Source organism: Limosilactobacillus pulli (assembly GCF_947381555.1).
Taxonomy (GTDB): Bacteria; Bacillota; Bacilli; order Lactobacillales; family Lactobacillaceae; genus Limosilactobacillus; species Limosilactobacillus pulli.
Genome location: NZ_CANCWQ010000080.1, coordinates 1 through 548 on the forward strand (window position 1 = coordinate 1; position 548 = coordinate 548).

A 548-nucleotide genomic window follows, 5' to 3' on the forward strand; every position below is an offset into this window, starting at 1 on the left:
TGGAGGATTAGCTCAGTTGGGAGAGCATCTGCCTTACAAGCAGAGGGTCACAGGTTCGAGCCCTGTATCCTCCATTGAGCATTAAGCTCATGAGCCGTTAGCTCAGTCGGTAGAGCATCTGACTTTTAATCAGAGGGTCGACGGTTCGAACCCGTCACGGCTCATTGCCAAATAGAGGCTTTGAGATGCGGATTACCGTGATTTTACGCCGACTTAGCTCAGTTGGCAGAGCACCTGTCTTGTAAACAGGGGGTCGGAGGTTCGAGCCCTCTAGTCGGCATTTAAATACTATGCGGAAGTAGTTCAGTGGTAGAACATCACCTTGCCATGGTGGGGGTCGCGGGTTCGAATCCCGTCTTCCGCTTTGTCAATTCCATAATGCCGGGGTGGCGGAATTGGCAGACGCACAGGACTTAAAATCCTGCGGTTAGTGATAACCGTACCGGTTCGATCCCGGTCCTCGGCATCTATTGCACCCATAGCGCAATTGGATAGAGTGTCTGACTACGAATCAGAAGGTTGAAGGTTCGACTCCTTCTGGGTGCATT

6 tRNA genes are annotated in these 548 nt (G+C 51.6%); all 6 read left to right on the plus strand.

The features are described from left to right. Position 1 precedes the first annotated feature (1 nt). Positions 2-74: transfer RNA gene (locus tag QOS03_RS09220), tRNA-Val, on the plus strand. A 17-nt stretch (positions 75-91) separates the two neighbouring features. Next, a tRNA-Lys gene (locus QOS03_RS09225) sits at positions 92-164 on the plus strand. A gap of 43 nt (positions 165-207) precedes the next feature. Further along, positions 208-280 (plus strand) — tRNA-Thr (locus QOS03_RS09230). A gap of 12 nt (positions 281-292) precedes the next feature. Further along, positions 293-364, plus strand: a tRNA-Gly gene (locus QOS03_RS09235). A 16-nt stretch (positions 365-380) separates the two neighbouring features. Beyond that, a tRNA-Leu gene (locus tag QOS03_RS09240) sits at positions 381-466 on the plus strand. Positions 467-472: 6 nt separating this feature from the next. Beyond that, positions 473-546, plus strand: a tRNA-Arg gene (locus QOS03_RS09245). The last annotated feature ends 2 nt before the right edge of the window (positions 547-548 follow it).